This is a genomic window from Kitasatospora sp. NPDC096204, from assembly GCF_044763205.1.
Classification (GTDB): domain Bacteria; phylum Actinomycetota; class Actinomycetes; order Streptomycetales; family Streptomycetaceae; genus Kitasatospora.
On sequence record NZ_JBIWFT010000044.1, the window covers coordinates 15,929 to 38,062 of the forward strand.

The 22,134-nt window shown below is 73.1% G+C and carries 14 protein-coding genes and 1 tRNA gene; 3 read left to right on the top strand and 12 right to left on the bottom strand.

The annotated features are described in order from the left end of the window. Window positions 1–459 precede the first annotated feature (459 nt). Window positions 460–867 (bottom strand): hypothetical protein, encoded by a 408-nt coding sequence (locus ACIQ87_RS34205; protein WP_402414613.1) that lies wholly within the window; start codon window positions 865–867, stop codon window positions 460–462. Between the two features lie 302 nt (window positions 868–1,169). After that, a complete protein-coding gene (locus ACIQ87_RS34210) occupies window positions 1,170–5,768 on the bottom strand; it encodes a sacsin N-terminal ATP-binding-like domain-containing protein (RefSeq protein WP_402414615.1) in 4,599 nt (1,532 codons plus the stop codon). A 1,362-nt stretch (window positions 5,769–7,130) separates the two neighbouring features. Here ACIQ87_RS34210 and ACIQ87_RS34215 point away from each other — a divergent pair. After that, on the top strand, window positions 7,131–8,591 hold the full coding sequence (locus ACIQ87_RS34215) for a tyrosine-type recombinase/integrase (protein WP_402414618.1): 1,461 nt from the start codon (window positions 7,131–7,133) through the stop codon (window positions 8,589–8,591). Here the strand turns inward: ACIQ87_RS34215 and ACIQ87_RS34220 are convergent. From ACIQ87_RS34220 to ACIQ87_RS34245, 6 genes are all read right to left on the bottom strand, one after another. Further along, window positions 8,557–8,630 (bottom strand) — tRNA-Pro (locus ACIQ87_RS34220). The two genes, ACIQ87_RS34215 and ACIQ87_RS34220, sit on opposite strands and share 35 nt — an antisense overlap. Window positions 8,631–8,765: 135 nt before the next feature. Then, on the bottom strand, window positions 8,766–10,157 hold the full coding sequence (locus ACIQ87_RS34225) for an MFS transporter (RefSeq protein WP_402414619.1): 1,392 nt from the start codon (window positions 10,155–10,157) through the stop codon (window positions 8,766–8,768). Between the two features lie 130 nt (window positions 10,158–10,287). Further along, on the bottom strand, window positions 10,288–11,079 hold the full coding sequence (locus tag ACIQ87_RS34230; protein ID WP_402414622.1) for a DUF1684 domain-containing protein: 792 nt from the start codon (window positions 11,077–11,079) through the stop codon (window positions 10,288–10,290). A 255-nt stretch (window positions 11,080–11,334) separates the two neighbouring features. Then, a complete protein-coding gene (locus tag ACIQ87_RS34235) occupies window positions 11,335–12,204 on the bottom strand; it encodes an acyl-CoA thioesterase (protein WP_402414624.1) in 870 nt (289 codons plus the stop codon). 226 nt (window positions 12,205–12,430) lie between these two features. After that, the gene (locus tag ACIQ87_RS34240) at window positions 12,431–13,120 is read right to left on the bottom strand and encodes an alpha-ketoglutarate-dependent dioxygenase AlkB family protein (RefSeq protein WP_402414700.1); all 690 of its coding nucleotides are present in this window, start codon (window positions 13,118–13,120) and stop codon (window positions 12,431–12,433) included. A 443-nt stretch (window positions 13,121–13,563) separates the two neighbouring features. After that, window positions 13,564–14,352 (bottom strand): transglycosylase family protein, encoded by a 789-nt coding sequence (locus ACIQ87_RS34245; protein ID WP_402414627.1) that lies wholly within the window; start codon window positions 14,350–14,352, stop codon window positions 13,564–13,566. Window positions 14,353–14,952: 600 nt separating this feature from the next. On the opposite strand from ACIQ87_RS34245, the gene ACIQ87_RS34250 reads away from it, so the two are divergent. Together ACIQ87_RS34250 and ACIQ87_RS34255 are read left to right on the top strand one after the other, a co-directional pair. Beyond that, complete coding sequence (locus ACIQ87_RS34250) at window positions 14,953–15,798, top strand: hypothetical protein (RefSeq protein ID WP_402414630.1); 846 nt, start codon at window positions 14,953–14,955, stop codon at window positions 15,796–15,798. Window positions 15,799–16,007: 209 nt separating this feature from the next. Then, window positions 16,008–16,886 (top strand): hypothetical protein, encoded by an 879-nt coding sequence (locus tag ACIQ87_RS34255; RefSeq protein WP_402414632.1) that lies wholly within the window; start codon window positions 16,008–16,010, stop codon window positions 16,884–16,886. 237 nt (window positions 16,887–17,123) lie between these two features. Here ACIQ87_RS34255 and der read toward each other — a convergent pair whose 3' ends face one another. The 4 genes from der to ACIQ87_RS34275 form a co-directional block, all read right to left on the bottom strand. Next, window positions 17,124–18,578 (bottom strand): ribosome biogenesis GTPase Der, encoded by a 1,455-nt coding sequence (gene der / locus ACIQ87_RS34260; RefSeq protein ID WP_402414635.1) that lies wholly within the window; start codon window positions 18,576–18,578, stop codon window positions 17,124–17,126. 188 nt (window positions 18,579–18,766) lie between these two features. Next, a complete protein-coding gene (gene cmk, locus ACIQ87_RS34265) occupies window positions 18,767–19,480 on the bottom strand; it encodes a (d)CMP kinase (protein ID WP_402414638.1) in 714 nt (237 codons plus the stop codon). A 231-nt stretch (window positions 19,481–19,711) separates the two neighbouring features. Then, on the bottom strand, window positions 19,712–20,824 hold the full coding sequence (locus ACIQ87_RS34270) for a DUF4419 domain-containing protein (RefSeq protein WP_402414641.1): 1,113 nt from the start codon (window positions 20,822–20,824) through the stop codon (window positions 19,712–19,714). Window positions 20,825–20,911: 87 nt separating this feature from the next. Next, window positions 20,912–21,997, bottom strand: a complete 1,086-nt coding sequence (locus tag ACIQ87_RS34275; protein WP_402414644.1) for a prephenate dehydrogenase — start codon at window positions 21,995–21,997, stop codon at window positions 20,912–20,914. Between the last annotated feature and the right edge of the window lie 137 nt (window positions 21,998–22,134).

The following is a 22,134-nucleotide window of genomic DNA, read 5'->3' on the forward strand; positions in this document are numbered from 1 at the left end:
CCGTCAACGCCCTCGCTCGAGCCCTCGACCAAGCCCAGGCAGGCCAACTCCGTGCCCTCCCGCGGGGCGACGACGATCTACCGATCGCCGCATAGCCGCCCGCCCGGTCGGTCACCCGACCTGCCTTGCCGGGCCGACATTTCCCCGGCGGCCCCGAACGGCGAGCGGAGGCACCTTGCGCGCCCCAGCCTGCCGTCCGGCGCGGGATTCAGCGGCGGAAGCCGCGATGGAGGTCGAGCCGTTCACCGGACAGACCTTCACCCCACTGGAACAGCAGACCGTGGAACTCTCCGGCCAGCTGGCGCACACCCCATGACGACCTCACCGCCCGGTTAGCCAACCGGACCTGACCAAGGCACTGATTGCGCCAGCGAACGGGCCTGGCCCGTCGGCGGCAACACCACGAGGACACCACGCCCCACGATGTCGCCGTCCCCAGCAGCCCGAGCCCTCCGGCCGTCAGCCCCGACCCGACGTGCCGGTCACGGTCAGCACGATGAACTCGGCCCGGCGCACTGCGGCAAAGCCCACCTTCAGGACGATCCGGCCGGCCTTGATGTCATCCGCGGTCATGTTGAGCACCACCAAACCGCTCTGGGTCTGGACCTCGACCGCCTCGATCGCCAGCGACTGGCCGGTGGTGCCGACCTCCAGCGTGACGTTGTCCCGCACGCAGACCCACAGCTGCCAGCCGACGGTGGCCACGTGGGCCCGCGCGCAGAGGCCGCTCATCCCGAACGAGATGAACCGCAGGGCCTCGATCGCCCGCCCCACCACCGCGCGGGGGCAGGGCTTGTCGGCCTGCCAGCCGATGCCCGCCACGTGGGCCTGGACGCAGAGGTAGCGGGAGCTCAGGCCCTGCCCCACCGGCGGGGGAGGGCAAACGCCGGAGTCGGCCCCGACAGCGCCCGTGGCTGACAGGGAGCCGAGAACAGGAGGGCAGCGGCGAGCCCTGGGCCAGTGGCCTGCGCATGGCGGGAAACCTCTCGGGTAGGGGCAATGACGACCGATCGCCAGGGCAGCCCGGCACCTGATGGTCCGATGGTCGCACATCTTCGCCATGCCACTGACGGACCACCAAGTGTCTTGGGTTACAAATTACTTGAGCGATACGGCGGCGCAGCCCGGGCACTGCTGGCCCACCGCACCCCCTTGCTGCTGCGCCCCACTCAGGCCCCTCCGTCGGGATACCGCAGCTCGCGTTCGCCCTCCGCCACCTCCTGTGTCACCTTGAGCCGGATCTCCGCGACCGGCTCTACCTCAAAGTGGCGCACCGGGTCCCGCACGATGCGCAGAGTAGGGTCGCCCTTCCCTCGTTCCAGGTGGGAGGCGAGGACCAGGGAGAGGTTGTCCCCCTCGGTCAGCGCCCGGACGAACTCCTGCCTGGTGAGCGAGACTTCGGCCGGCAACGCCCCGCCGTGACTCTTGATCTCGTAGTAGTGCCCGGTCGAGTCGATGGCGTCCGCGCCGAACCCCTGGACGCCGCGCTGGTCGTCGAGGGTGATCCCGTCCTGCCGCAGGGCCTCGCCGAGCAGCTCGATGACGAGCTTCTCCTTGTCCCGGTCGGCGTAGCCGAGCGGCCCGGACCGCTCCTGGGGCGCGCCCGCCCCAGGCCGGGACTTTGGCAGCGAGGCCGCCCGTCGCCGCTGTGTCACACCACCGGGCCGGGGGACGCCCTCCGAGAGTGCAGGCCGGGCCTCCCGTCGGCGGCGGGCCAACTCGGCCACGGTGTACAGCTCGCGGGAGCCGGTCGGCGGGGCCAGTGCGGGGACCGGAACCGGGGCCGGCACAGGTACCGGCGGCACAGGGGGCGGCACCGGGGCGGCGCCGTTCCTGGGCCTCGGCAGCGCAGGGGCCGGTGCCCGGCGTGCCGTCGTGGGCACCGACGGCGAGGCAGGGAGCTGCCGTTCGCGGTGCGCCAGCAGTTCGCGCAGCCGCTGCTCCTGCTCGTGGTCCTGCTGACGCGCGGACACCAGCGGCTCCGCGCCGAGCGGTCGGTCGAGGAGCTCCGCCTCCCAGAAGTCCCGCCAGCGGTGACCGACCCGGGTCCGCTCGCCGTCGAAGAGGCTCGCCACGGCCGTGCCGCCGCCGTGCGTGGTCCGCAGTGCCTCACGGTTCGCCACGAACAGCGCCTTGGCCTCCCGGTCGATCTGCGCCTCGACCGGTACCTCGAAGGCATCCCCGCCGCCGTCGAGGTCGAGCCGGATGCGGAGCCCCGGCAGGATCCGCACCTCCAGCTCGGGCAGCCAGCCCCAGCCGGTGAAGGCGTCCGCCGCAGCCGGCTCGTCCCGCACCAGGATGTCCTGCAGCCCCGCGACCGCCCGCCGGTACGCGTGGGTGAGCTCCGGATCAGGCACCGCGCCGTCCGGGTCGAGGACCTGCGCCCCGGCCGCTTCCAGCCGGGTGACCTTGAGCAGGCCCAACAGGGCGGTGAACTGACTTACCTTACCGCCCGGTTGCCAGATCGGGACCCGGTCGGCGAGGGCGCGCGCGATGCCCGGGTGGTCCACCGCGTGGACCGGGCGCTTCCTCGTCCACCCGGCGCCGGTCCACAGCGGCAGCGCCCGCAGCCTGTTGCGCAGCGCGATCGGCACCGCCGAGCCGGTGCCGCCGACCAGGCCGGACAGGGAGCGCAACGCCTCCAGCATCACCTGCTGCCGTGCCCCGGTGGGCCGGGCGTCGTCCTCGGCGATCTCCCGAAGCACGTCCACCAGGTCATCGGCACTCGGCTCCCGGATGCCGAGTGCGGTCCACAACGGGGTGAGCTCGGGCCCGGCGAGGACGTAGGGCCGGAATCCCCGGAGCACCGACCGTCCCCGCAGACAGGCAGCCGGCCGCCGCCAGCCCCGGTCGGTCAGCACCAGGTCCACCCGGCCGAGGAACGCGGTCCTGATCTCCTCCGCTGCCGTCCGGGCCGGATCGGCCGACCCGTCCGCCAACCGCCCGGCCAACGCTCGGTAGACGAGCAGGACTTCGGCCTCCAGGGTGTCCCCCTCGGGGCCGCGCACAGACCGACCCCGCAACTGCCGCAACCGCGCGATCAGCTCGGGCACGTCGGGGTCGGCGGCCACGCCGAGCGCGGCCAGCACCTCCCTCCAGGAGGTTGTCAGGCGCTGGATCTCGGGGTGCAGATAGCCCGGATCGTCGTGGCCGTAGAGCGCCTCCGAGTCCCTTGTCCGCAAGCGCAGTTCGGCAGGGGTGCGCAGGCGCCCCCGCGCATCCTCCAGCCAGGCGGTCCGTCGCAGCTGCCAGACCCAGAGCGCCGGCGTGCTGCCCTTCACCTCCCACTTCTGGTAGGCCCGCGCCGCCTTGACCCGGGCCTGGTCGGGCGAGGTGAGCATGCCGGGTTTGCCCAGGGTCGCCAGCAGGGCCGCGGTACGGCGCAGGCGCTCGTGTGGGTCCGGCTCGGCGACGATGTGCCGGACGACGAGTTGGAGCTCGGGGCTGACCTGGTCATCCAGGGTGTGAGTGGCTGCCAGCTTCCGCAGGTCCGCCTGACGGCCCTCCAGCGAGGCGGCGAACTCGAGGGCGAGGCCCACCCGTTGGTCTCCCCAGTACTCCTTGGCGTGACGTCCAGGCCGGGGCAGCACCTCGACCACCGGTACCAGACGCGGCGCGTCGGCCACGCCCAGCAGGCGCAGGAAGCCTCCCGGGCCGAGCCCGTTGTTCCGGGTGGACGGCACCAGTGAGCGCGCGTAGGAGCGGTCCACCCAGGTGAGCTCCGGCGTTTTCCCGGCGGCGACGGCGAACCGGTCCCCCTCCGTGGTCTCCAACGGCTTGGAGAGGTACGCCTCACCAGGATGTTTCCGACTGCGGGTCTCCTTCCCGTCCGGACCGTAGCCGAAGCAGTTCAGCACCACCGCGCGCCCGATCCGCCGACCGAGTACCTCTTGGTCCTTCTTCGACACCTCACCCAACGCCATCTGCAGCGCGACGAGTTGCTCGACCAGCCGGTCGTCATCACCCTGAAGACGAGCCCCGGCGTCGCCCATCTCGGCGACTCGGCGCAGCACCGCCCGGGTGTCGTCCCGCCGCAGCAGGGCGCCGGACTGCTTGAGCCAGCCGACCACCGACCGGCCCGCCCGGTCCTCCGCCCAGTAGGCCGGGTGGAGGTCGGCCACGAGGCCCAGCACGTCCAGTGGGCCGCTGTCCTCGGACGCCGCGAACGCGTGCGCGTGGCTCTGCGGCGCCAGGCGGCGGCCGTCGGCGGTGACGATGCACGGCTCGCGGGCGACCAGTCGGCCCCATCCTGCGTCGATCGCCACCGCCGACAGCCGGATGGTGCGCCCCACTTCGTACTCCGGCCGGCCTAGCAGGCCGACCGCCCGCGCGATGTCCACCTCCTCGGCCAGAGCGGCCCCGCCGTGGGACCGCCAGTCGGCGAGCACCCGCCGCCAACGCCCCTGCCGGTCACGGGCGGTGGCGGGGTACGTGTGCGGCAGCCCGCCGAGCCGGGCGACGTCCGCCGGGTCGAGCACTTCCGACAGAGCGGCGGCCTCCACCGCCAGGTCGGTCAGCGGCACCGGCTCCCCGGTCCCGAGCGGCAGGGCGAGTGCCACAGCCACAGTGCTGCGGGCCCGGTCCAGCAGTTCGGCCCGCAGGGTGTGCGGGAGTCCCGCTGGCGCGAGGTCCCCGGGCTGCGGGGGCAGCGGGATCAGGTGCCAGGCCGAGGGTGCCACCCCGCCGAGGACGTCGAGCACCGCCGCCTCCCAGAGGTCGGCGACCAGCGGGAGCAGGGCGTCGTTCAGCCGGGTTGCGGCGAACCCTTCCCGGTTAGCGACGGGGTCGAACTGGGCGTGCACCCGCGCCGCGAGGTCCAGCGGCGCGACCGGCAGGCCCGCGTGGACGCTGCCCTCGGTCCCGGGGCGGAGCGGGAGTGCCACGGCGACCGGCATGGTCGCTGCAGATGCCTTGTTCCGGCGGGCCGCCCCGGCGGGCGAGTCGACCTGGGTGTCGTAGACCCGCCACACCGAACCGTCGGTCGTCACGGCCTCCCGGACGCCGACCTCCGCTCCGCCGCCGCCGACCACGAGCCGCTTGCGCCCAATCTCGCGCCAGGACAGGCGGAGCACCGTGCTCGGCCGTCCGCCGTCGGCCTCGGCACCGTCCGCCGCCACGGTGATTCGCTCCAGGTGACGGAGGAAGAGCAGCGAACCGTCGCTCCAGCCCTCGAACCACCGGACCAGTGCGGCCGCCGGGAGGACGTCGTCCGCCAGCGGGATCCTGAACACCGTCCACCGCTCGTCGGCGATCTCGGCCGGCAGTTCCAGCGGCTCCGCCACTGCGAGTTCGAGGTCGGTGAAGCGGACGTGGAACGGGTGGCAGTGCACCTCCCAGGACCTGGCCAGAGCCCGCAGCGTCGCCAGCCCGATGCCGAAGCGTCCGGTCGCCTCGGCATCGCGGGTCTTGCCACTGAGCCAGGGCATCCCGAGGAGCAGGAGGTCCGCCAGCCGCACACCGTGGCCGTCGTGTGCGATCAGCAGTTCGGACGGCCGCCAGACGAAGCGGATCTCCCGCGCTCCGGTGTCGTCGGCGTTCTGCACCATCTCGGACAGGATCTGCAGGCCGTCCGAGGAGAGCGTCTCGGCCCCCTGCTGCCCGCCCTCGGCCATCAGCCGGAACACCCCGAGCCCGTTGCCCAGCCCCTCGTCGAGCAGGGCCACCGCCCTGGCCGCCTGCTCGGCGTCCCGGACCTCGAACCCCGGATCCTGCCTCGGATCGGTGAGGAGTACCCCCACCGCCGCCGCGAGTGCATCGTTAGCGTCCACACGCCTCCCCTTCCCTGCGCCCCTACCGGTGCAGATCCTGGCCCCCAGCGCGGACCAGCCGACCACGACCGGCGAAATCCCGTCGAATCCGGGAGGACGGCCGGTCCCCTCGCACATGGCCTGACCGACCGTCACCATCCGGTCGCCCCCATCCGACCCCGTCGGGAAGCGGGCGGGGAGACGGGCCGGAAGGACACCCCGGCAGGTCGCGGCTGTCAGTGCCGGCTGCTAAGGGCTGCCTCCTAGGCCAACCCCGCCGACGAGACTGAACCCGTCATCGACCGGATGGTCACCATTCCCTTCATTGGGATCAAGGACAACGGGATCCGGTAGTCGAGCAGACCCGCCCGGCGTCTGTGATGACGTTTCGCCAGCTGTCCGCCAGCCTCATCCGGCAGGGTGGGTGGCCACACCACTGTCCGTGGGCCCCGCTCCGCCCGCTGCCGATACGTTCCTGCCCGCCCTTGATCGACGGAAGCCGCATAAGCCTGGGTTCTCCCCGATCGCACTATGACATTTGCGGGTACATCCCGGCGGCTGTTCCGCATACTTCCGGTCACCGCTGGCGTTGCGGTCGTACGGCGGCACATGATGCCGGGACGCAGGAGCTCGGGGTCATGACAACCGACGCCAGCTCGGCCGACAACTGGGTCACGGTGAACCAGGGAAGCGGCGCGCGGCGATCCGCTCTTCACCCGGGGCCCATCACGTCACGGGTCTCCTCACCAGTCCAGCGGAGTCAGGGCATTTTCACGCCCGACCAGGCCCCATTCCGAAGGCGACAGGAGAGCAGCCATGACGCCGCACGACCATCGGCCCGGCCCGCGGATGCCACTGATCAAGGCGGCTCTCACCGGCGGGGGCGTGGCCTTCCTCCTCGTCGCCGTCATCACTTCAGCGGCCTGGCCGTACGCGGTCGGTGCCGCCTTCCTTGTGAGCTCGGTCGTCGCAGGCAGGTGGCCCCGACGGCACCAGGACCAATAGGGCACCCCGGAACCGGCCCGGGCGGACGCGCGGCCAGGCCGGAGCAGTCCAGTGACCGGGCCCCGCGACTGCCCTCGACCACGGCCCGGCAAGGTCACCGTCCCCGTACCAGACCTCGGCTGACGGGCATGCCCACCCCACCCCCGGCCGGCCCCCGCCCCGGCCCCGCCGCGTCTTGCTCACCCCGTAACAATCACGCTCGGTCATCCGAAATGTTGATCAGAGCCGACTGCCGCGCCCTGCCTCCCTTTGCCGCTGGTCAAGGGAGATCCGCAGGTCATGGCCGCGTTCCTTAGCCGGTGGTCGCGCGGTGGTCGCCCCGCGAGCACACACTGAAGGAGAGGACGACTCGCGCACGATCATTCCGAGGCGATCGCCATGCGCTGCTCACCTGACACTCCAGGCGGCCGGGACCGAGGACGCGTCTACCGGCGCTGCGGCTGCCGCGGCACCGACCGCCGCCAGCTCGGCACCCATTGCCCGCACCTCGCCGTAGACCCCCACCACGGCAGCTGGGCCTTCGCCGTCGACGCCCCCTCCATCGACGGCCACCGCCGAACCATCCGCCGCGCCAGCTTCCCCGACGAGACCGAAGCCCGCGTCGCGCTGAGGCGCTTCAACGAGTCCCTGCCCCTCGGCGTCGTCACCGATCCGAGGCAGAGCACCGCCGACTACCTCACCAGCTGGCTCGCTGAGAAGGCCCTCCATCTCAAGCCCACCACCATCGCCCGCTACCGCGACTACATCACCCAGGACCTCATCCCCGCTCTCGGCGGTATCCCACTGGACGACCTCACCCGTCAGCACCTGGCCGCCTTCGTCACCGACCAGCTGCGCCGGCACCGGGGCAGGGTTACCGTCCACCGGATCATGTCCACGCTCTCCAGCGCCCTCGCCACCGCCGTCGACACCGAACGCCTGGCCCGCAACGTCGCGAAGCCGCCGCTCATCTCCCGCCCCGCCGCGGCCGAACGGCACCTGTGGACCGAGGAACAGGCGGCCCGCTTCCTGCGCTTCACCCACCTCGTCGACCCGCTGTACGCCGACCTCGCCGAGCTGATGATCGGCACCGGTATGCGCAAAGGCGAGGTCCTCGCCCTGCACTGGGACGACGTCCACCTGCCCGAGCGCACCCTGTTCGTCCGCGCGACGCTCTCCGCGATCGACAACAACCAGCTCCTGCTGACCGCGCCGAAGACCAAGGGCAGTCGTGCCTGGGTCGCTCTCTCCGACCGCGTCGTCGACGCCCTCGACGAGCGTACGGGCTCACCCGCCTTCGGCCAGATCACCCCCGCCGGCGGCTACGTCTTCCACCGCCATGGCCGCCCCCTGCACCCCAAGACCGTCCTCGACCGCTTCCACCTGCTCTGCGACAAGGCCGGCGTCCCCCGCATCGCCCTGCACGACCTGCGCCACCTCGCCGCCAGCTTCGCCCTGGCCGCAGGAACGCCGCTCCCGGTCGTCTCCAAGACCCTGCGCCACCGCACCCTGTCGACCACCGCGAACATCTACGCCGAACTGACCCGCCTCGCCGCCCGCGCAGCCGTCGACGCCATCTCCTGGACACTCAACACCGCCGACCGCACCATCCTCGGTCAACCCGCCTGCGGCGCCCACCGCCCCTGGCACCAGAACCCGCGCCCCCACCGCCGCCTGGCTGCCCATCAGACGCAGCAAATGCCCGAACAGGCTGCCGAGTGGCCGATGTGGCCCGGCGACCACACTGCGACCACCAGCCGACAGAACATCAAAAAGGCCGCTCCCGCCAGAAGCGGAAACGGCCTACGACCTGCAGTTAAGCAAGTCGGGACGACAGGATTTGAACCTGCGACCCCTTGACCCCCAGTCAAGTGCGCTACCAAGCTGCGCCACGTCCCGTGGTCTCGGCGCCTTCAGCGGGGCCTGGGGGGCTCTGCCGTGGGCTTCTCGACCTTGTCTCCGGTTGTCCCGGCGACGTGGAAAACAATACAGCACGTCGGGGGGTGCTCGCTGCCAGGTTCGGGGGTGGGTGGTTCAGGGAGTGGGGTGGCGGGCGTCGTAGGCGAGGAAGGCGGGACGGCGGGCGGCGAGGAGGAGAACGGCGGCGACGCAGGCGAGGCCGCCGGTGATCACGGAGGTGGTGGGGTTGGTGAGGGCGGCGACGGTGCCGGACTCGAAGTCGCCGAGGCGGGGGCCGCCGGCCACGACGACGATGAAGATGCCCTGGAGGCGACCGCGCATCTCGTCCGGGGCCGCGACCTGCATCATCGTGTTGCGGAAGATCATGCTGACGGTGTCGGCGCAGCCCGCGACCGCGAGTAGCAGGAGGCCGAGCCAGAGGTTGTGGAGCGCGCCGAAGGCCGCGATGGCCAGGCCCCAGGCGGCGACGGCCACGAGGATGGCGAGGCCCTGGCGGTGCACGCGGCCGACCCAGCCGGAGAAGAGCGCGCCGACCAGGGCGCCGACGGCCGGGGCGGAGACCAGCAGGCCGACGGTGCCGGCGTCGCCGCCGTAGAAGGTGATCGCGATGGCCGGGAAGAGGGCGCGCGGCATGCCGAAGACCATCGCGGCCAGGTCGGCGAGGAAGCTGGTGCGCAGGTTGGGCTGCTCGCGCAGGAAGCGCAGGCCGTCGAGGACGGAGGCGCGGCCCTTGCGCTCGCCGAGCGGCCGCATGGCGGGCAGGCGCCACATCGCATAGAGGGTGCCGGTGAAGGCGACAGTGTCGATCAGGTAGGCGGCCTGGGCGCCGTACGCGCCGATCAGGACGCCGCCGAGCATCGGGCCGACGGTGAGGCCGAGGTTCATGCTGACGGTGTTCAGGGCGTTCGCCGCCGGGAGCTGGTGGCTGGGCACCAGGCGGGGGATCATCGCGGATCGGGCGGGCGAGCTGATCGCGAAGAAGCCGGCCTGGACGGCGACGGCGGCGTACAGGACGGCGACCAGGCCGAGGCCGGCGAGCGCCTGCGCGGCCAGGACGGCGGAGACGACCGCTAGGCCCGCCGAGCCGATCAGGCCCAGCCGCCGCCGGTCGACGGTGTCGGCGATGGCGCCGCCGTAGAGGCCGAAGGCGACCAGCGGGACGAGGGAGAAGATGCCGACCAGCCCGGTCGCGAAGGCGGAGCCGGTCAGGTCGTAGACCTGGACGGAGACGGCGACGGCCGTCATCTGCTGGCCTATGGAGGAGATGGCCTGCCCGGCCCAGACCCGGCGGTAGTCCGGATGGTCGCGCAGCGGGCTGAGGTCGGCGAACGCCCGCCGGTACCAGGGCGCACCGGCCGCCGCCTCCGGCCCGGGGCCGCCCCCCGGGCCGGGATCGGGTTGGGGTTCGGGTTCGGGCTCCGCGGCGGAGGGCGGCGGGGACGGAAGGGGCGAGACGGGCGAGGGCGAGGGGGAGGAGGACGGGGTGGAATGTTGATTGTTCGACATAGCCCCCCATGCTCCGCCCGGCCCCCGGACGCCCCCGCACCGGGGGCCCGCCGCGGTGGCGGCCCGCCAGTGGCCACCAGTGGCCCGCCGGGGCCCGGCCCGCGCCCGGCCCCGCCCCCGCCCCCGCCCGCTACCGGCTCAGCACCTGCTTCTCCCCCGCCTCCACCGCAAAGTCCAGCCGGTTGCCCGGCGGCGGGAACGGGCAGATGAAGTGGTCCGAGAAGGCGCACGGCGGCAGGTAGGCCCGGTTGAGGTCGAGGACGGTACGGCCCTCGGCGTCGGGCGCTGGCAGAGTGATGAAACGGAAGCGGTAGGTGTCGATGCCGCTGGTCGCGTCGGCGATCACGCCGCTGAGCCGCTCTCCCGACCTGCTGACGGTCAGGGTGCGGTGCTCGCCCGCCACGGTGAAGGCGATCTGCCCGGAGACGGCCAGCGGGCGCTCCCGCCCGTCGGCGTTCGGCACGACGACCGACTGCGTCTCACCGTCCTCGAACGGGGTGAAGACGGCGGGCACGGCCCACTCGGGCGCGTACGGGTAGGCGGCGATGCCCGCGAACGCGGTCCGCCGGGGTGCCGCCGGGTCGAAGACCCGCAGGGCCGGCTCGCCCTCGCGCTCGATCGGGACGAGCAGCAGGGCGCCCAGGGTGGCGGTGTCGGCGGCCGGGTCGCTGTCCGGGCGGAGCAGCACGTCGCCGTCCACTGGCTCGCCAGCGCCGTCGACCGTGATGCCGTCGGACGCCTCCGCCCGGACCCGGACGCCCTCGGCGTCGGCCCACCAGAGCCCGGGCAGGCCGGGGATCTCGGCGGGCTCCGGCTCCAGCCAGTGCGTGCCGGTGAGTGCGAGCTGGCCGTGCGGCGCGCTCACCGACGCCGCCCGGCCGTCGCTCCAGTGCTTCCAGTCCTCCGCGGCCGTCGCCGTCATCGGTCCACCCTCCCGGTCTGTCCGTGGACGGCCCGCTGTTCGGGCCGCCCGCCTCGGTCATCCACAACACCGTCCACTCGGACGGATCATTCCCGTCAACTCGAAACCGCCGAAACCGCAACACGGCGGCAACACGCCGAAACGGGGCGCAACACACGGCACGACACAGGGCCCGACGACACCGGGGCCGCCGACACCGGGCACGCCGCCACGGGGCACGGCGGCACGGGGCACGACACCTGCCACAGGCATCACCTACTCGTCGTGGCGCTTCAGCGGACGGAACAGCCCTTCCTGCACCACGGACACCACCAGTCGGCCGTGCCGGTCGAAGATCTGCCCGCGCGCCAGGCCGCGCGCGCCGTGCGCGATCGGGGACTCCTGCTGGTACAGCAGCCAGTCGTCCGTCCGGAACGGCTGGTGGAACCACATCGCGTGGTCGAGCGACGCCATGTCGAAGTTCCGCTCGCCCCACAGTGGCTCGACCGGGGCCCGGACGGCGTCCAGCAGCGTCATGTCACTGGCGTAGGTGAGGGCGCAAACGTGTATCAGCGGGTCGTCCGGCAGCGGGCCGTTGGTGCGCAGCCAGACGCCGCTGCGCGCCTCGACTCCCGCCAGCTCCTCCTTGCTCCAGCGCAGTCGGTCGACGTAGCGCATGTCGAAGGGCTGGCGGCGGCTGATGAACGGGGGCAGCTCGCCGAGCCGGGAACCGACCTCGTCCAGCGCGCTCGGCAGGCCCTCGGGGGCGGCGACGGCCGGCATCGGGTACTGGTGCTCGATGCCCGCTTCCTCGGGTCTGTGGAAGTCGGCCGTGAGCGCGAAGATCGACCGGCCGCCCTGGATTCCGAGCACCCGGCGGGTGGTGAAGGAGCGGCCGTCCCTGATCCGGTCGACCTGGTAGACGATCGGCACACCGGGGACACCGGGGCGCAGGAAGTAGGCGTGCAACGAGTGGACCGGGCGCTCGTCATCCACCGTGCGCCCCGCCGCGACCAGCGCCTGCCCGGCGACCTGACCGCCGAACGTCCGCTGCAGCGCCTCCTCGGGGCTGCGCCCACGGAAGATGTTGAGTTCGATCTGCTCGAGGTCGAGCAGATCGACAAGATCGTCGACGGGGGTACTCATGCGCGCACGCTTCCTCTCCTGACTCCGAACGAATTCTCCAGCTCACTCGAATTCTCCGGCGACCCTGGTCATTCCCGCACAGCGGCCCGGAACCCCCAGTTCACTCGAACGAGTAGACGAGTAAACGGGTCGGCGAGTCAGTGAGTCGGCGAACCGGCAAGTCGGCGAGTCGACGAACCAGCGGCGGCGGGACGACCTCGCGCCCCCGGGGGAGGCCCCTCCCCGGCTACTCCCCCAGCCCCGACTCCCGCACCGTGATATTGAGCCGCCCGGTCAGCCCCAGCGCCGGATCGGCCGTCCCGGGCAGCGTCCGCACCACCCCGTGGTACGCGAACCGGACCGGGCCGCCGAACACCAGCAGGTCCCCGCTGCGCAGCTCCAGGTCCGTCCACGGCCGGGTCCTGGTCTCGGTGTTCCCGAGCCGGAAGACGCAGCCGTCGCCCAGCGAGAGCGACACCACCGGCGCGTCGGCCCGCTCGTCGCGGTCCTGGTGGAGGCCCATCTTCGCGCCGTGCGCGTAGTGGTTGACGATCGCGATGTCCGGCGCGTACGTCGCCGCGCCCGCGACCTTCCCCAGCGCGGCCCCGTACGCCTCCGCGACGGCCCTGCGCGCCAGGTCCCCGAGCAGCAACGGGAACGACTTGACGGGCGCGCCGTCCTCGGCGACCCGCCGGTACCCGTACGGATACCAGTGCAGGCCGAGGCTCACCATCCGGACGGACATCATCCCGCCGGTGGGCATCCGCACGGCGTGCAGGCCGGCCGGCGGACGGGCCCACTCCCGGCAGGCACCGACCAGCCGGCGCTGCGCGTCGAGGTCCAGCCAACCGGGGAGCAGGACGGCGCCGGGGGCCGGCTCGGAACGCTCGCGCCCACCCGGGGACCCGCCCGGATCGCTGAACAGCTCGCCCTGGATCACCCCACCATCCTCCCGCACCGCGGCCGCCCGGGCCCAGCCCCACCACCGACGGCGGGCACCCCCCGGGAGTACCGACTCCCGCCCGCAGGAGGGCCGGCAACGCCGCCCACGGTGACGCCCGGACACCACGCCGAACACTGCCAAGTACCGCGGAGCAGCGCCGAACACCGCCGAACACCACGAGACGCCGCACAGCATCGCGAGAAACCGCGGAACGCCGACGGCCGCTCCCCCGACCGGCGGAGGAACCCGCGCGGTGGAGAAGCGGCCGTGGAAGCCCAACGCCTCGACTCAGGAAGCCGAACACCTCGGCACATCGACACGTCGGCACATCGGCACATCGGCACATCGGCACATCAGTGTCCGACCGGGCACCGGCACCGTGAAGCCCGAGCAGCCGGTACCGGCTACGCACGGGGCCTCGGGTGCTGGGCGGGACCTCAGATGCTGAGGGTCTGGCCCGGGAAGATCAGGTCCGGGTTGCCACCGATGACCTTGGCGTTGTTCTGGTACAGGTCGTGCCAGTCCAGGCCCTGCGCGGCGGCGATGGAGCTCAGGGTGTCACCGGTCTTGACGGTGTAGCTGCCCTTGGCGGCCGGCTTGGCGTCGTTCGAACGGTTCCAGGACTTGGCACCCTGGTCGGCCTTCGGCGCGGACTTCTGGGCGTCGGCCTTCGGCGCGGCAGCCTTCGGGGCGGCGGCGTCGTTCTTCGGCGCGGCCTGGGCCTTGGGGGCGGCCTTCGGGGCCTCGGCCGGCTTGGCGGCGGCCTTCGGGGCCTGCGCCGGCTTGGCGGCGGTCGAGCCCGCCGAGGTGTCGACGGCGGCCGGGGCGCCGCCCTTGGTCAGACCGGCCTTGACGGAGCAGACGGGCCAGGCGCCCGGGCCCTGGGAGGCGAGGACCTTCTCGGCGACGGCGATCTGCTGCGCCTTGGTGGCCAGGTTGGCCTGCGAGGCGTAGGCGGTGCCACCGAAGGCGGCCCAGGTGCTGGAGGTGAACTGCAGACCGCCGTAGAAACCGTTGCCGGTGTTGATGGCCCAGTTGCCGCCGCTCTCGCACTGGGCGACGGCGTCCCAGGTGGCGACGGAGGCGGCGGAGGCCGAGGTGGCCGTGACGAGGCCGGCCACCGGCAGGGCCGCGACAGCGGCGCCCGCCACGACGGCCATCCGAACGCGGTTGCGCTTGGTGGCGGCGGAGGTGGTGGCAGCGGCGGTCTCGTTACGGAAGGTCATGGGGTTCCTCTCGACAGCCCCGGGCGGGCATGCGGAACCAGGCCCTGGAGAGGGCCGCGATCGCTTGCCGCGTCCGTCGGACGGCCGTGCACGTGTCGGACGTGCCGCTGCCGCCCCGGCCACCCAGCCGCTCGCCGAGCGACCTGTTCGAGCGATCGCGTCGGCGGGCACCAGCCACACCCGGCGAACCGGGGGGCCGTGCGTCGGGGGTGAACCCGGGTGGCGCTCGTTGCGCCGACGAAGAAGCTACGAGCCGGTCGGCGGGGAAACCAAAACCTCGGCGGTCTGCCCAGCTCAGCCAAGGGTTACCGGTGGTAACGACCAGGCAATCATGCCCGAAATGTCCGCTTTGGCCGTCGTTTCCTAGATCAAACATCCAGGCCGCGTGACTCACCTCACTGTTTGATTCCGGCAGCCCTGACCCCGACATCGACAGATTGCGACCACGAGAACACGCCGTGCGGTCGGATTCGACGCAATTCCCGTCAGCCTCGCCGGGCACCCGTGACGCCTGACACAAGGGCCCGTTGGGCATGGCGACCTCCCCCTGTCCGCCCCCGAACCCCATCCACACCCATCCGAGGAGACCCTGTGCCGCGCATGCTCGACGTCAGCGACGAGGTCCGGTCCGAGATCGGCGACGACGAGGCCGACCGCCTGCTAGGCGGCGACCGCGCCCCCGACAGCTACGAGTGCACCTCCTGTCGGACCCCCGGCGACACGCACGTGGAACCCACCAGCACCGTGCTGTTCGTCGGCGACGAGACGGCTGTCCTCGCCTTCGCGCACGCCCGCTGCATCCCCTCCCAGGTCGTACCGGTCTCCGAGGAGCAGCTGGCCGGTGCCGTCCGCAGCATCAGCCAGCCCCAGCCCGGCGGCCCGGACCTCGCCGTCCCCGCCGCCGTACCGCACGCCCCCGCGCCGGCCCCGGCCACGCCCGCCGGTCCGGCCCCGACCCAGCCGAGCGCCCCCGGCCAGGCCGCCATCCTCGGCATCACCTGCGGGCTGGTGCTGCACGGCAGGGTCGGGCACGCCTCGCTGGTGGTCGAGCCGACCGGCCCGGTCGGCCGCCCCGGCAGCACCTCGGGCGAGGACGAGTTCCTCGACCTGCTCCAGGACGCCGGCTTCCAGCCGGTCACCGACCTGGACGAGACCCCGGAACAGCTGCCCGGCTGGTCCGTCCTGGTCGCGATGGGCAAGCTGCACGCGGTCCTCCAGCCCGCAGCGGCCGGCGGCAGCACCGGCTGGTGGCAGGCCCACCAGCCGCTCCAGGTCACCGACGCCTGGCGGATGGCGGCCAGCCAGCTCTCAGAGGTGACGATGTACGCCGTGCCGGCCGGCATGGTCGGTCGACAGCCCCGCGAGGACCTGCTGCGCCAGGCGCTGGAGCGGGCGGTGGCGCTGGGTCAGGTGGTCGCCGCCTCCCTCCCGCTCGCCGGCACCTGATCCGCCTCCCGCCCGACCCGCCTCCGCGCCCGACCCGCCGGAAGGCGGCCGCCCACCCCCGCGGCCGCCTTCCGGCGGGCGCGTGCCTGTCGCGCCCCGGCGTGCCTGCGCTCCGCCCGGCGCACCCACCTCCTTCACGCTCCGGCGTGTGGACGCGCCCCCGCTCCCGCGCCCCGCATCCCCCGCCCCTCTCGCTCGTTGGCCCCTACGTGTACAGCTACGACGTCTCCGCGTCCCCCGGCCGGTCCGCCACCGCCTCGCGCTCGATCCCGAGCATGCGCCCGTCGTACGACGCCGAGCACCCGCACTCCGCCACGCCGATCTACGACGAGCTGTACTCCGAGTACCGGCGCCTCTTCCGTGCCCTTCCCGGCGACCGCTCGGGCGAGGAGGACCTGAAGTTCACCGGCTTCGCGGTCCGCGACGGCTACCCACTGCTCGGCGAGCAGCGCTCGTACCCGCCCCAGCAGCAGGCGTTCCACACCCTCGCGGGCCAGGTACCGGGCCTGCCCCAGTTCGTTCCGGGCCCCCAGAGCCACGGCTCGGGCCCCGCCGGCGGCCAGCAGCCCGGTCATGCCGGTGGGCACGACCGGGGGCACGCCAGCGGTCACACCGGCGCCCAGCAGCACGGCCACTCCGGCGGTCACACCAACCCTCACCCCGGCGGTCACACCGGCGCCCACACCAACCCCCACCCCGGCAGTCACACCGGCGCCCACACCGCTGAAAGCCACAGCGGAAGCCACAGCGCCGGCCACCACCGCCACGGCCACTCCGCCGGCCGTCCCGAGCCCACCGCCCCCACCAGCGACGGCCTCGGCCACACCGCCCCGGCCCCCGTCCAGGCCCCACCCGCCGTCCCCGCTGCCCAGTTCACCAACGGTCAGGGGTGGGTGGCGGCCGGCTACCTGGGCGCGGCCCCACACTCGCTGCCGGTGCCGGCACCCGTACCGCCGACGCCACCCGCGCCCGCCCCGGTGATGGGCACGGCCATCGGCCTCGCCCCCGCTCCTTCCTCGCCCAGCGGCGGCGGCCGCCACCGCCAGATGCTCTCCCTGCCCCCGGGCCCCACCGTCGACCACCGCTGACGCCGGGACTGCGCCCCGAAGCAGGAGCCTCGAACGGGAACCCGGAGCAGGGACCGCGAACAGGACCCCGAGCAGGGACGGCGGACAGGAACCGCCGACGGGAACCCTCCAGGCCGGACGGGCGCCGCCCGCAGGAACCCCGGCCGAGCCCGGAAACGCCGGAGGGCCCCGCCACCACCATGGCGAGGCCCTCCGGCCGGGCGGTCGGTCGATCAACGGACCGACCGCTCCTGCCCACTACTTCTTCTTGCGCTTCTCCCGGACCCGCACCGAGATCGAGATCGGGGTCCCCACGAACCCGAACTCCTCGCGCAGCCGGCGCTCGATGAAGCGCCGGTAGCCGGCCTCCAGGAAGCCCGAGGCGAACAGCACGAACCGCGGCGGACGGATGCCCGCCTGGGTGCCGAACAGGATGCGCGGCTGCTTGCCGCCCCGGATCGGGTGCGGGTGGGCGGCGACCAGCTCGCCGAGGAAGGCGTTCAGGCGCGCGGTCGGGATGCGGGTCTCCCAGCCCTCCAGCGCGGTCTCGACCGCCGGGACGAGCTTCTCCATGTGCCGGCCGGTCTTGGCCGAGACGTTGACCCGCGGAGCCCACTGCACCTGGACGAGGTCGCGCTCGATCTCGCGCTCCAGGTAGTAGCGGCGCTCCTCGTCCAGCTGGTCCCACTTGTTGTAGGCGATGACGACGGCGCGCCCGGCCTCGACGGCCATCGAGATGATCCGGGTGTCCTGCTCGGCGAGGGTCTCGCTGGCGTCGATCAGGACGACCGCGACCTCGGCCTTCTCCAGCGCGGAGGCGGTGCGCAGCGAGGCGTAGAAGTCGGCGCCGGCGGTCAGGTGGACCCGGCGGCGGATACCGGCGGTGTCCACGAACTTCCAGGTCTTGCCGCCGAGCTCGATCATCTCGTCGACCGGGTCGCGGGTGGTGCCGGCCAGCTCGTTGACGACGACGCGCTCCTCGCCGGCGACCTTGTTCAGCAGGCTGGACTTGCCGACGTTGGGTCGGCCGATCAGCGCGATGCGGCGCGGGCCGCCGGGGGCGGCGTCGCCGAAGGTCTGCGGCGGGGCCTCGGGCAGGGCGTCCATGACGGCGTCCAGCAGGTCGCCGGAGCCGCGGCCGTGCAGGGCGGAGACCGGGTACGGCTCGCCGAGTCCGAGCGACCACAGGTAGGCGGCCTCGGCCTCGGTGGAGGGGCCGTCGACCTTGTTGGCGCACAGGACGGTCGGCTTGCCCGCCCGCCGGATGATCTTGATCAGCGCCTCGTCGGTGTCGGTGGCGCCGACGGTGGCGTCCACCACGAACAGCACCGCGTCGGCCTGCTCGATGCCCAGCTCGGCCTGGGCGGCCACCATGGCGTCGATGCCGAGGACGTCGATCTCCCAGCCACCGGTGTCGACGACCTTGAAGCGGCGGCCGTTCCAGCTGGCCTCGTAGGTGACCCGGTCGCGGGTGACGCCCGGCTTGTCCTCGACGACGGCCTCGCGGCGGCCGATGATGCGGTTCACCAGGGTCGACTTGCCGACGTTCGGGCGGCCGACCACGGCCAGCACCGGCAGTCGGACGTGCTCGGCACCGTCCACGGCGTCGAAGCCGTCGAGGTCGATGCCCTCCTCGGCGGCGAGCGCCATGAACTCGGCGTAGTCGGCGGCGTCCAGCTCACCGTGGCCGGTGGCGGCGTGCTCTGCGGTCATGTTCGTCTGTTCCGTTTCCCGGCCCGGCCCTTCCCAGGGGCGTGCCGTGCGTACCTGCCCCGCTCGGGGCAGCGCGATGGTTGTCTCCGCGGCGCCTCGACGGCCCGCGGTTCACTCGTTGGTCGGCCCGAAGGCCCGAAAGCCCGAAGGCCGGTCGGACCGGTCCTGATCGGACCGGCGGCAGCCGGTCAGACCGCGGACAGTCCGGCCCGCTCCTCCACCAGCCCGGCGATCCGGTCGATCACCTGCTCCAGGGTGAGGTCGCTGGTGTCCACCAGGACCGCGTCCGCGGCCTGGGTCAGCGGGGCCGTCTTCCGCGAGGAGTCGGCCGCGTCGCGGCGGGCGAGGTCGGCGGCCATCGCGGTGATGGTCGCCTCGTCCACGCCCTTGGCCCGCAGCTCGGCCGCCCGGCGGGCGGCCCGCGCCTCCTCGGAGGCGGTCAGGAAGACCTTGACGGTGGCGTCCGGGAACACCACGCTCCCCATGTCCCGGCCCTCGGCGACGATGCCGCGCTCGGCGACCTCGGCGCAGCCGCGCTGGAGCTCCACCAGCCGGGACCGTACGGCCGGCACCGCGGACACGGCGCTGACCTTGGCGGTCACCTCGGGGCCGCGGATCGGGCCGGACACGTCCTGGCCGTCCACCGTGATGGTGGGGCCGTCGGCGTCGGTGCCCGAGACGATCACCGGCTTGCCGCACGCGACGGCCACGGCATCCGGGTCGTCGACGTCGACGTCGTTGGCCAGCATCCACCAGGTCATCGCCCGGTACATGGCGCCGGTGTCCAGGAAGCTCAGGCCCAGCCTGGCGGCGACCGCCCGCGAGACGGTCGACTTGCCGGAGCCGGAGGGTCCGTCGATGGCGACGACGACCGGGGCGTGCGCTCGGTCGGCAGTGTCCACGGGGCGAACCTCTCTCTGGGCATGGGAACCGGAGCCTGGGCAGGCTGACGGCCGGGATTGTCTCCACTCAAGGTTAATGGACCGCCGACGTGACCCACTCCGCACCGTCCGGCCCGACCGGTCGACCCGGCCCTCGACCCCCGACCCCGACCCCCGACCCCGCCCGATCGACCCCGACCAGCCGTCCCTGATCAGTCGATCCCGACCAGTCGGTACCGACCGGCCGCCCCGCTACCCCGCCGCCTCCAGCACCGCCGTCCCCAGCCGCGGCCGCAGGTACTCCCCGTCCCGTTCGACGCCGAGGACCCCGCCGACCAGCACCATCGGCACCTCCCGCCCCAGCACCTCCCACACGAACGGCACGCTCGACAGGTGCGACGGGAAGTCGTTCACCTCGAACGCCCCCTGGTGGTACTCGCGACCCGCCGCCTCCCGCCAGTCGAAGGAGCGCCGCAGCCTGGGCCCGTCAGGCGTCTGGGTGTGGGCGAGGAAGGCGGTGAGCCAGCCGGTCACCCGGGGCCCTCCGGACTTCTCCCGCCACTTGAACAGCGAGCGCCAGAACTCCTCGTCCACCGGACCGCCGGCCGCCGTCGCGGCGATCTCGTCCACCACCGGCCGCAGCTGCGCGAACCACGGCGCCAGCCAGCCGAAGCAGCGCGCCAGCGATTCCACCCCGGCCGCCAGCCGCACCCAGTCGCCGGCCGTGCCCTCCAGCCGCACCCTCGGGATCCCGCAGCGGGTCTCCCAGCGGAAGTCGTAGTACGGACTGACCACGTCCATCAGCGCCACCAGCGCCGAGGCGGCGTCGTCCGGCGTCGTGGTGGAGAAGTCCGGCCGGAACAGGTCCACCAGCTCCGCGCCGACGGCCGCCGCGAGCGGCTCCCGCACCAGTCGGACCGATCGCGACCAATCCGGCTCCGACCAGTCCGACTCCGGCCAACCCGCCGACGGCCCCGCCAGGGTGTCGTCCCGCACCACGATCGGGCCCCGTCGCCCGCCGGCGGCGCCGAACAGCGCCCGGTAGCGCGGCGGATACATCCGTACGTGCACCGCGACCTCGTGCACCACCGCGTACCAGAGCACGTCCGGGGACAGGCTCAGCGGCAGGTGCTCGGCGAACGCGGCGTGGGCGGCCCGCAGCAGCAGGCTGCAGGTCGGCTCCGGCTCGGCGAAGTCCGGGTACGGCGGTACGGGCCGGAGCCGCTCGTACATCACCTCGACGCTGCGGTGGCGGATCAGGTGTCCTCCGCCCAGCACCGCCCGCAGGAACCGTTCGTTCCCGAGGTCCACCAGGTCTCCGGCGAACCCGTGCCCGGTCTCCCCCAACGGCAAGTCGATGATCACACCCGCCCCCTTCCCGGAACGCCCCTCCCCGGAACGCCCCACCCCGGAACGCCCCACCCCGGAAACGTCCGACCCGGCCTCAGTGGCTCAGTCCCGGACGCTCCAGCCGCTCGCCCGCAGCGCCTTGGTCAGCCGCTTCACCGCCGTCGGCGCCACCGACAGCTGGACGAAGCCGACCTGCTGCCCGGTCGAGTGCTCGATGACGACGTCCTCGATGTTGACCCCGGCGTCGCCGACCTCTCCGAACAGCCGGCCCAGCTCGCCCGGCTGGTCGCCCAGCACGACCGCCACGGTCTCGTACCGGGTGGGCGGCGCGCCGTGCTTGCCGGGGATACGGGCCTGGCCGGTGTTGCCGCGTCGCATGACCGCCTCGATCCCGGCCGCGCCCGCCTGGCGCTCGCTCTCCTCGACCGCCTCCATCGCGCGCAGCGCGGTGACCGTCTCGCCGAGGTCGCGGGCAACCCCCTCCAGGACATCCGCGACCGCGCCCGCGTTGGCGGAGAGGATGTCGACCCACATGCCGGGGTTGGAGGCGGCGATCCTGGTGACGTCGCGCACGCCCTGGCCGGAGAGCCTTATGGCGGTCTCGTCGGCGTTCTCCAGCCTGGCCGCGACCAGCGAGGAGACCAGCTGCGGGGCGTGCGAGACCAGGGCGACCGCCCGGTCGTGCTCGGCCGCGTCCATCACGATCGGCACCGCGCCGCAGAGCGCGACCAGCTCCAGCGCGGCGTTGAGCGTCTCGGTGTCGGTGTCCGCGGTCGGGGTGAGCACCCAGGGGCGGCCCTCGAAGATGTCGGCGCGCGCGGCCAGCGGACCGGAGCGCTCGCGGCCGGCCATCGGGTGACTACCGATGTAGTGGACGGTGTCGCAGCCCAGCTCGGCGATCTCGCTGCGCGGTCCGGCCTTCACACTGGCGACGTCGGTGTACCAGTGCGCCAGGTTGCGGCGCTGGCAGTCGGCGAGCACGCTGCCGACCAGCGCGGGCGGGACAGCGATGATCGCCAGGTCGACCGGGCCGTCGACCGGGTCGGTGGTGCCGGCGCCGAGCGACTCGGCGGTGCGGGCCGCGTCCGGGTCCGCGTCCTCCAGATGGACGGTCAGCCCGCGAGCGGTCAGGGCGAGCGCGGCGGAGGTGCCGATCAGTCCGGTGCCGACGACGACGGCAGTGCGCATGGCGGGTCGCTCTCCTCATCACGATTCTCGACAGGTGCCGGAACCGTCCGGGAGCACCCGCGCCCCATCCTCCCTCATCAACCGCGCCGAAGTCCCCACCCGGCGCCCGGCAACCGGGACGACGGTCCGGCAGCTTC

Coding starts and splice junctions, on each gene's coding strand:
- ACIQ87_RS34245 (WP_402414627.1), bottom strand. CDS start 14,352: ATGACCTTCCGTAACGAGACCGCCGCTGCCACCACCTCCGCCGCCACC.
- der (WP_402414635.1), bottom strand. CDS start 18,578: ATGACCGCAGAGCACGCCGCCACCGGCCACGGTGAGCTGGACGCCGCC.
- ACIQ87_RS34215 (WP_402414618.1), top strand. CDS start 7,131: ATGCGCTGCTCACCTGACACTCCAGGCGGCCGGGACCGAGGACGCGTC.
- ACIQ87_RS34230 (WP_402414622.1), bottom strand. CDS start 11,079: ATGACGGCGACGGCCGCGGAGGACTGGAAGCACTGGAGCGACGGCCGG.
- ACIQ87_RS34250 (WP_402414630.1), top strand. CDS start 14,953: ATGCTCGACGTCAGCGACGAGGTCCGGTCCGAGATCGGCGACGACGAG.
- ACIQ87_RS34235 (WP_402414624.1), bottom strand. CDS start 12,204: ATGAGTACCCCCGTCGACGATCTTGTCGATCTGCTCGACCTCGAGCAG.
- ACIQ87_RS34225 (WP_402414619.1), bottom strand. CDS start 10,157: ATGTCGAACAATCAACATTCCACCCCGTCCTCCTCCCCCTCGCCCTCG.
- ACIQ87_RS34275 (WP_402414644.1), bottom strand. CDS start 21,997: ATGCGCACTGCCGTCGTCGTCGGCACCGGACTGATCGGCACCTCCGCC.